The sequence below is a fragment of the Mycobacterium lehmannii genome (genome assembly GCF_002245535.1).
GTDB classification, from domain to species: Bacteria; Actinomycetota; Actinomycetes; order Mycobacteriales; family Mycobacteriaceae; genus Mycobacterium; species Mycobacterium lehmannii.
Genome location: NZ_NKCN01000003.1, coordinates 370,889 through 379,295, shown reverse-complemented (window position 1 = coordinate 379,295; position 8,407 = coordinate 370,889). Strand labels below are relative to the sequence as shown.

The 8,407-nt window shown below is 69.5% G+C and carries 4 protein-coding genes; all 4 read right to left on the bottom strand.

From position 1 onward, the window contains the following. Positions 1 to 3,183, bottom strand: a 3,183-nt coding sequence (locus CEX87_RS06370; RefSeq protein ID WP_142301072.1) for a non-ribosomal peptide synthetase, incomplete at its 3' end; no start/stop codon positions are given. Further along, positions 3,180 to 6,116, bottom strand: a complete 2,937-nt coding sequence (gene mbtD / locus CEX87_RS06365; RefSeq protein WP_094286414.1) for a mycobactin polyketide synthase MbtD — start codon at positions 6,114 to 6,116, stop codon at positions 3,180 to 3,182. The genes mbtD and CEX87_RS06370, both read right to left, overlap by 4 nt. Then, entirely contained in the window at positions 6,116 to 7,447 is a 1,332-nt protein-coding gene (locus tag CEX87_RS06360) for a beta-ketoacyl [acyl carrier protein] synthase domain-containing protein (protein ID WP_094286412.1), read from the bottom strand. Before CEX87_RS06360 ends, mbtD begins: the two co-directional genes overlap by 1 nt. Beyond that, positions 7,437 to 8,183 (bottom strand): thioesterase II family protein, encoded by a 747-nt coding sequence (locus tag CEX87_RS06355; protein ID WP_064427543.1) that lies wholly within the window; start codon positions 8,181 to 8,183, stop codon positions 7,437 to 7,439. The genes CEX87_RS06360 and CEX87_RS06355 overlap by 11 nt, the downstream gene beginning before the upstream one ends. Positions 8,184 to 8,407 lie beyond the last annotated feature (224 nt).

Sequence of the window (8,407 nt, the reverse complement as noted above, 5' to 3'; positions counted from 1 at the left end):
GACGGGGACCAGCCTGGGGCGGGTGGGGCCGCCGGCGGTCGATGACGAGTCGATCCGTTGCGCCAGGGCGGCCACGGTGCCCAGTTCGAAGACCTCGCGCACGCCGATGTCGACGTTGAACGCACTGCGAACCCCGGCAACGAGTTTGGTGGCCAGCAGCGAGTGGCCGCCGAGGTCGAAGAACGAGTCGTCGGCGCCGATGCGGTCGCGTTCCAGCAGTTCGGCGAACAGGTCGGCGATCCGGCGTTCGGTACCGTCGGCCGGTTCGCGGAACACCGCGCCGGAGTCGATGTCGGGTTCGGGTAGCGCCGCCCGGTCGATCTTGCCGTGCGCGGTGATCGGGATCTCGTCGATCACGACGTAGGCCGCCGGGGTCATGTACTCCGGCAGAGCGGCGGCGACCCGGTTGCGGATCCGCTCGACATCCACCGATTCGATGTCCTCGGCCGGCGTGACGTAGCCGACGAGGCTCTTGCCCACCCCGGGCAGGTCGCTGACCACCACGACCGCCTGACCGACGCTCGGGTCGACGGAGATCGCCGCGGCCACCTCGCCGAGTTCGATGCGAAACCCGCGGATCTTGACCTGCTCATCGGCGCGACCGACGAACTCGATGTCGCCGTCTGCGTTGCGGCGGGCCAGATCACCCGATCGGTAGAGCCGGCCTGAAGGGTTGAACGGATCGGCGACGAACCGCTCCGCGGTCAGCTTGGGCCGGTCGTGATAACCGTGCGCGACATGGGTTCCGCCGATGTAGATTTCGCCGATCACCCCGACCGGGACCGGCCGCAGCGCGTCGTCGAGCAGGTGGATCTGGGTGTTGATCTTCGGCTTGCCGATGGGGACGATGCGGGTGCCCTGCTTACCCTCGACCTTGTACCGGCTCGCGTTGATGACGGTCTCGGTCGGGCCGTAGAAGTTGTGCAACAGCGCGTCGAATGTGGCGTGGAACTTGTCGGCCAGCTCACCGGGCAGCGCCTCGCCGCCGATGGGCACCCGTTGCAGGGTCCGCCACTGGTTGACGCCGGGCAGCGACAGGAACAGGCCCAGCAGCGAGGGCACGAAATGCATTGAGGTGATGCCCTCGTCGTGCAGCAAGTCGGTGAGGTAGCCGACGTCGCGAAGTCCGTCCGGGCGCGGAATGACCAGCCGACCGCCGCACGCGAGCATGCCGAAGATCTCGGCGATCGAGACGTCGAAGCTCGGCGAGGCGACCTGCAGCAGCCGCTCGCTGTCGTCGATCCCGTAGTCGCCCTTGAACCAGACGAAATACTCGGCGACGGGCTTGTGGGCCACGGGGACACCCTTGGGCAGACCGGTCGAACCTGAGGTGTAGATCAGGTAGGCCGTGCTCTCCGGGTACAGCGGGCGGACGCGCTCGGCGTCGGTGGGGTTGGTGGTCGGGAACCGGTCGAGGTCGGTGATCGGTTCGCGGATGGCCAGTTTCGGGTTGGAGTCCGACAGGATGAACGTCAGCCGGTCCTCGGGGTAGGTCGGGTCGACAGGCTGGTACACCGCGCCCGCCTTGATCACGCCGAGCGCGGTGATCACCAGCTCCGGTGAGCGGTCCAGCAGCACGGCCACGCGGTCCTCGGTGCCGATACCGCGCTCGATCAGCCAGTGCGCCAACCGGTTCGCCGACTCGTTGAGCTCCCGGTAGGTGTAGTTGCGTCCCTCGTAGACCACGGCGACGGCGTCCGGTGTGCGCGCCGCCTGCGCCTCCACCAGAGCCGTCATGGTCGACGGGTCGGTGTCGAATTCTTCTCCCGCCGAGACCCGGCGCAACCATTCGACGTCCTCGGGCGCCATCAGTTCGAGCTCGTTGACGGGGAGGTCGGGGCGCTGCAGCGCGTCGTCGAGCAGCACCGCGTAGTGCTCGAGCAGCTGGCGCACCAGCGGCGCGTCGAGGATCTCGACGAGGTACTCGGCCTCCACCACGATCCCGGGTGCGTCGAACTCCACCATGAAGCCCAAGGGCAGCTGGGTGAGATGGCCGCGTAATTCGGCTCGGCGGCAGGTGATTCCGGGCGGGTTGAAGCCCTGCCCGTCGGCGCCGCGCGCACCGAAGGTCACCCGCGTCATCCGCTCCACACCGTGGCGGCGGTCGGGGTTCAGTTCGCGCACCACCCTGTCCAGGTTCACGCGCTGATGGGCGAACGCACCGACCGCGGTGTCACGGGCGTGTGCGAGGACGTCGCGGAAGCTCTCATGGGCGCCCGGGCGCAGGCGCAGCGCCACCGTGTTGCCGTAGTACCCGATCACGTCCTCGACCTCGGCGGTGCGGTTGAGCACCGGTGCGGCGACCAGGAAGTCGTCGGCATGGGTGTAGCGCTGCATCAGTACCCCGAAGGCGGCCAGCAGCACCATGTACGGTGTTGCGCCTGCCTCCTTGGCCAGCGCGGCGACCCGCTCGACCGTCGCGTCCGGCAACTGCAGCGTCAGCCGCTGCGAGCGCCAGTTCGTCGGCACCGCAGAGCCGTTCGGCCCGGGCAGCTCCAGCGGCTCCGGTGGGTCGGCGAGCGTCTCGCGCCAGTAGTCGAGGTCCTCGTCAACCGGGCCCAGCGCGTGCGACGGTGGGGTGACCGCGGGCGCCAAGGCCTCACCGGCGTACGCGCGCGTGAGATCGCCGAAGAAGACCTGCCAGCAGCCGTCGTCCCAGGCGATGTGGTGCGCCACGAGCAACATGACGTGTTCGTCGGGCGCGGTGCGCACGACGGTGAGCCGCAGCGGCGAGTCGGTGCTCAAATCGAAGGGGGCGCAGAACTCGCGCTGGGCCAGCACCTCCAAGCGCAGCCGGCGCGCATGCTCGGACAGCTCGGTCAGGTCGTGCACGGTCCAGCCCGGGGTCAGGTCGTCGTGGACGGTTGGTTGTGGTTCGCCGTCTTCGTCGACGCCGTAGGTGGTGCGCAGCGCGGCGTGACGCGCGGCGACTGCTTTGACGGCGTCGTGCAACCGGGCGGCATCGAGGTCGCCGATGAGCCGGTAGGACAGGCAGATGTTGAGGATCGCCCCCGTCGGGTCAGCCGCTTGGACAAACCACATGCGGCGCTGGCCGTCGGATAGTCCGTCTTGTTCGCCGGTCGAGGTGTTCTCACCGCGCAGACCCCGCTCGGCGAGCTTGCGGCGCAACAGCTCCAGCCGGCGGTCCTCCACCTGCTCGCGGATATCGACCGTGTCAGTCACGCGTTGTCCACCTTCTCTGATCGTTCTTTGCTGTCGAGGTCGGCGATGAGTTCGCCGCCGGTGACGCCGCCGAGCAGGACCGCCAGCGACACCTTGTGTCCGGTCGCCCGTTGCAGCCGTTTACGTAAATCCAAAGCCAGCAGCGAGTCGACCCCCAAGTCGAGCAGGGACGTCTCGAGGTCGATCGAGGCCGCCTCGATGTTGAGCACCGCGCCTAGCTCCGCTGTCACCATCGCCGTGGTGTCGCCTGCCGGTTCGGTTGTGGCCGTGGTTGTTTCGGCATGCTCTGCGGTCCGGCTCCCCAGGAACACCCGCAATCGGGTCTGGTCGGCGCTGAACAGCAGCGGATCCTCGCCGTGGTCGCGCAGGCTGGCCTCAACGGCGGCATCCGGTGACATTGCCAGCAGCCCGGACCGCTCGATCTTGGTCACCTCGTCCGCGTCGGCGATACCGCTGCCGCGCCACAGTCCGTACCTGGCGGCCACACAGTGTTGGCCCTTGGCCCGCAGCTGGCCCGCCATCACGTCGAGCATCCGGTTGGCGGCCGAGTATGCGGCGTGTCCGCGCCCACCCCACACTCCGGACGCCGAGGAGCACACCAGGATTCGAGCGTCCCGGCGCATCGGCCAGAGCTCGGCGGCCCTGGCCAGCCCGCCGATCTTCGCGGCGGCCGCCTCAGTAAACGTCTCCGGTGTGAGCTCGTCCCGATCGGCGAAGGCCGCCGCGCCCGCGGCATGGATGAGCAGGGACGCACCGTCGCCGCCGAACTCCTCGGCCGCCGCGGCCATCTCTTCGGTAGAGGTGATGTCACACCGCGGCGCGACCACGTCGAGGCCCGGTGCGATCGCGGCGAGTTCGGCCTTGGTGGCGGCGTCGAGTCCGCGGCGGCTGAGCAGCACGATGCGGCGTGCCCCGTGAGCGGCCAGGTACCGGGCGAAATGCAATGCCACCGCGCCGTTACCGCCGGTGATCACGACGTCGTCGAACGCGCCGGGCACCGAGAGCCACGAGGGTGCGGGCTCCATCGCCTCCCCGACGGAGCGGAGGAAAACCGTTGGACCCGAACCATCGTCGCGCACGGCAACCTCGTCGCCGCCGGACAGAAGTGCGCTGACCGCCGCGGCGGCCAGGGTGTCGTCGGGTTCCCAGGAGGGCAGGTCGAGATGCCGAAACGCCTGCTCGGGTCGCTCGAAGCCGAGACTGCGGTGCATCGCCGCGAGGGCGGTCTGCGCGGGCAACGCGACCGGCTCCCCCGGCTGGACGTGCTCACCGCCCACCGTCACCAGGCACACCGCGCGGCAGTGGGGTCCCGACGCGTCGACGTAATCAAGCAGGCCCTCGCCGACGAGCTGGGAGATGTCGTGGGCCGCGCGTTCGACGTCGGGATGGTCGAGCAGGGGCGCGACGGCGACGACGAGTTCGGCGTCGGACGGTTCGACCACGTCGGATCCGTTGGCCCGCAGCGCCGACCGCAGCTGTTCACCGAGCGGCCCGCGCGGGCCGACAAGCTCGACGACGGCGACGCGCTGCGCGGTCGCGTCTGGTCGCGCGGTGGCGTCCCATTTCTCACCGGCGACGGTGAGGCCGTAGACCGGAGCCAGCGGCTGCGGTTGTGCCCACAGCCGCACCGCCCGCATCGGCGCGTTCGGGAAGCCGCGCAACTGGGGTTGCGCAGCGACGTCGACCAGGTCGGCCCAACGAAATTCGGGGTTGGCCACCGCGACGGTGGCGATACTGGCCGACAGCGCGTCGATGGCGGGCAGGTCGCGATGCCCCGATCCGACGATCAGAGGGTCCTCGTCGGCGAGCAGGTCGCCCAGCGCGAACAGCAGGGCCGGATGCGCCGACATCTCGATGTACGCCGCGCCGCCGCGGCGGCCCGCGGACGCGACGGCCCTGTCGAATCGCACGGTGTTGCGCAGGTTCTGGTACCAGTAGGAGGTGAACCGGGTGCCCCCGGGCACCACGTCGGCAGTGGTGGAGCCGATGAACTCGACTGGGGCGTCGGCGAACTCGGTGTCTGGAAGCATCGCGAGCAGGTCCTCGCGCAGCCGCTCCAGCGCACTGGTGTGTCCGGGATAGTCCACGTCCAGTTCGCGGGCGAACAGCCCGCGTTCGGCTGCGGTAGCGACGAGCGCGCTGATCGCCGCGCGCTCCCCCGACACCGCCACCGACGCGCCGGCGTTGACCGCCGACACCTCGAGCCATCCCGGCGTCGATTCGATCAACCGCTCGGCCTCGGCAAGTGAAACCCCCAGCGCCGCCATGCCGTAGTCGCCGGAGAGCCGCTCGACTGCTTTGGCTCGGGCGATGACCACGGCGGCCGCGTCGGGCAGCGCGATGCTTCCGGCGACGTGGGCGGCCGCGACCTCACCGAGGCTGTGCCCGACCACCAGGTCGGGTGCGATTCCGCATGAGCGCCACATCTGGGCCAGCGCGACGGCATGGGTGAACTGCGCCGACTGGATCTGCGTCTGCGGCCAGGACCCGCCGTTGGTCTCCGCGGTCAGGTACGGCAGCGGTGACGGCTCGCCTGCGGCGACGAACGCCTCGGCGCACCGGTCGACGTGCGTGCGATACACCGCAGACCGCCGGTAGGCGTCCGCCCCCATGGACGGCCATTGGTTGCCCTGTCCGGGGAAGACGAAAGCCGTTCGCGTCGCCGTTGATTGCGACGAGCGGGCCATCAGCGGGTGCGTACCGCCGTCGACGATCGCTCGGAGTCCTTCGGCCAGTTCGGCGGTGTCGGCGGCGCGCACGACCGCGCGGTGCCTGCGTATGCGCCGGGTGCGCAGCAAGGTTGCGGACACCGCCGCCACGCCGGGCTCGCGATCGAGGTAGCGCAGTATCGCCTCGGCGTCGGCGGTCAGCAGTTCCTCGGCGTGCGCGCTCAACACGACCGGCACCCGGCCGTCGGGGAAACCGGTGTCCATCACGCCGCCTCGGGACGGCTCGACGGAACCGACACGATCACATGGGCGTTGGTGCCGCTCATGCCGAACGCGGTGACCGCCGCAAACCGCGCACCGTTGGTGGCGGGCCAGGGCGTCAGCTTCGATGCCAGTCGCAATCCTTGGCTGTCCCAGTCGATTTCGCGGCTGGCCTCGTCGGTGTGCAAGGTGGCGGGGATGGCGCCGTGTTCGGCGGCGATCAGGGCTTTGGCCAGGCCGAGTCCCCCCGCGGCGGCCTGGGTGTGGCCGAGGTTGGACTTCACCGAGCCGAGCAGCGGGCCTTGGCCGGGTTCGGTGGCGCCGTAGGTGCCGGCGAGCGAGATCAGCTCGGTGCGGTCCCCGAGCCGGGTGCCGGTACCGTGCCCCTCGACCATCCCGATGTCGCGCGGACGCAGACCACTCTGTTCGAGGGCCCGAGCGAACAACCGCGCCTGCGCCGGGCCGCTCGGTGCGGTCAGCCCGACGGAGCGGCCGTCCTGGTTGAGGCAGGTCGCCCGCAACTCGGCGAGGACGTGGCGTCCGTCGCGCAGCGCGCGTGACCGGCGCTGCAGGACGAACATGGCCGCGCCCTCGGCCCATACGGTTCCGCTGGCCTGCGCGCTGTAAGGGCGGCAGTGACCGTCGTCGGACAGCGCGTGTTGTTTGGAGAATTCGACGAAGAAACCGGCTGAGCCCATCACGCAGACACCGCCGGCCAGCGCCAGGTCGCAGTCTCCCGATCGCAGCGACTGTGCAGCGGTGTGGATCGCGGTCAGCGTCGACGAGCACGAGGTGTCGATGGTCAACGCGGGCCCGGCCAGACCGAGGGTGTAAGCGATGCGCCCCGAGATCACGCCGAGCGCGGTGCCCGACATCAAATGCCCGGTGAGGTTGGAGTAATCGGCCAGATCGGGGCCGTAACCCATCACCGAAGCGCCCACATAGCAGCCGGCGTCGTGGCCCGCGAGGTCGTCGGGGTTGATGCCGCTGTTCTCCAGTGCCCGCCACGCCACCCGGAGTGCGACCCGCTGCTGCGGGTCCATCGCGACCGCTTCCCGCGGTGAGATCCCGAAAAACTCCGGATCGAATTCGGCTGCCCGAGCGAGGAAGCCGCCGAGATCGTGGATGCGCTTGAACCCGTCGCGCGCCGAGCCGTCGAGGATGTCGCGGACCGACCAGCCGCGGTCCCGCGGGAACGGGCACAGGCCCTCGCGGCGGTTGACCAACAGATCCCAGTAGTCCTCGGCGGTGTCGATTCCTCCCGGCGCCTCGATCGCCATCCCCACGATGACGATCGGATCGTCGCTGACGCCGTCGGGCGTGCTAACCGGCATTGACCAACTCCGCGACGGCGTCGAGATGGTCGTTGATGTAGAAGTGTCCACCGTCGAACAACGACAGCGTGAAGGCGCCCTGAGTGTGAGTCTCCCATCCGCGCAACATGTCTGGGCTGATTCGGTGATCGTCGCGGCCACCGATGGTGTGTATGTCGGCGGTGAGGCGGATGTCGGTTTCGCACGCGTAGCGGTTGAACGCCTCGTAGTCCGCGCGCACTGCACGAACGAGCAGTTCGATGAAGTCCTCGTCGGCCAGCAAGCGAGGGTCGGTCCCGCCGAGGTCGACCATGTTGGCGACGACTTCGGTCGCGGCCGTCGGCAGGCGCGGTGAGGTGGCGATGGTCGAGGGGGCCTGGCTCGCCGAGACCCACAGCTGGCGGATGGGAACGCCGTTGCGCTCGGCCACGCGGCCGAACTCGAACGCGATCACCGCACCCATGCAGTGGCCGAACAAGCGCAGCGGTCCCAGTTCGGACCAGTCCCCCGCGGCGAACAGGTCGGCGGCCAGATCCTGCACCGTCTCGGGTGCGGGGTGGCGGAGCCGGTCCGCGCGCTGCGGGTACTGGACCACGTACGCGTCGTCACCGGTGCGGGCCAGCGCCGAGGCGAACGCGCGGTAGGCCGCGGCCGCCCCGCCGGCGTGCGGGAAGACGATGGTCGCTCCGTCTGATGACTGCCCCGCGGAACGTTTGATCCAGGGCGCGAAGGTTAGCTGGCTCCGTTCGTCGATCATCGCGTCGGAGTCGCATCGGGGTGGCGTCGAAGACCGGACAGGTGCGATGAGCGGGCCTGCGATTCCGCGGTGAAAACACTCATGAATTCCTCCGTGTGATTAGCGCAGGCTGTCCTAAATCGGAAGTGAGGTTACCCTATCCTTCGCGCCCCGGACACGCCTACGTCGCCCCTCCGGTAAGGGGCATCCCGGTCCTGTCGGCGTCGCTGCTTCGCGTAGTTGTA

What these genes read in the sequence shown, in the direction of transcription:
- CEX87_RS06355 (WP_064427543.1), bottom strand. Translation starts at nt 8,183, where the DNA reads ATGATCGACGAACGGAGCCAGCTAACCTTCGCGCCCTGGATCAAACGT.
- CEX87_RS06360 (WP_094286412.1), bottom strand. Translation starts at nt 7,447, where the DNA reads ATGCCGGTTAGCACGCCCGACGGCGTCAGCGACGATCCGATCGTCATC.
- mbtD (WP_094286414.1), bottom strand. Translation starts at nt 6,116, where the DNA reads ATGGACACCGGTTTCCCCGACGGCCGGGTGCCGGTCGTGTTGAGCGCG.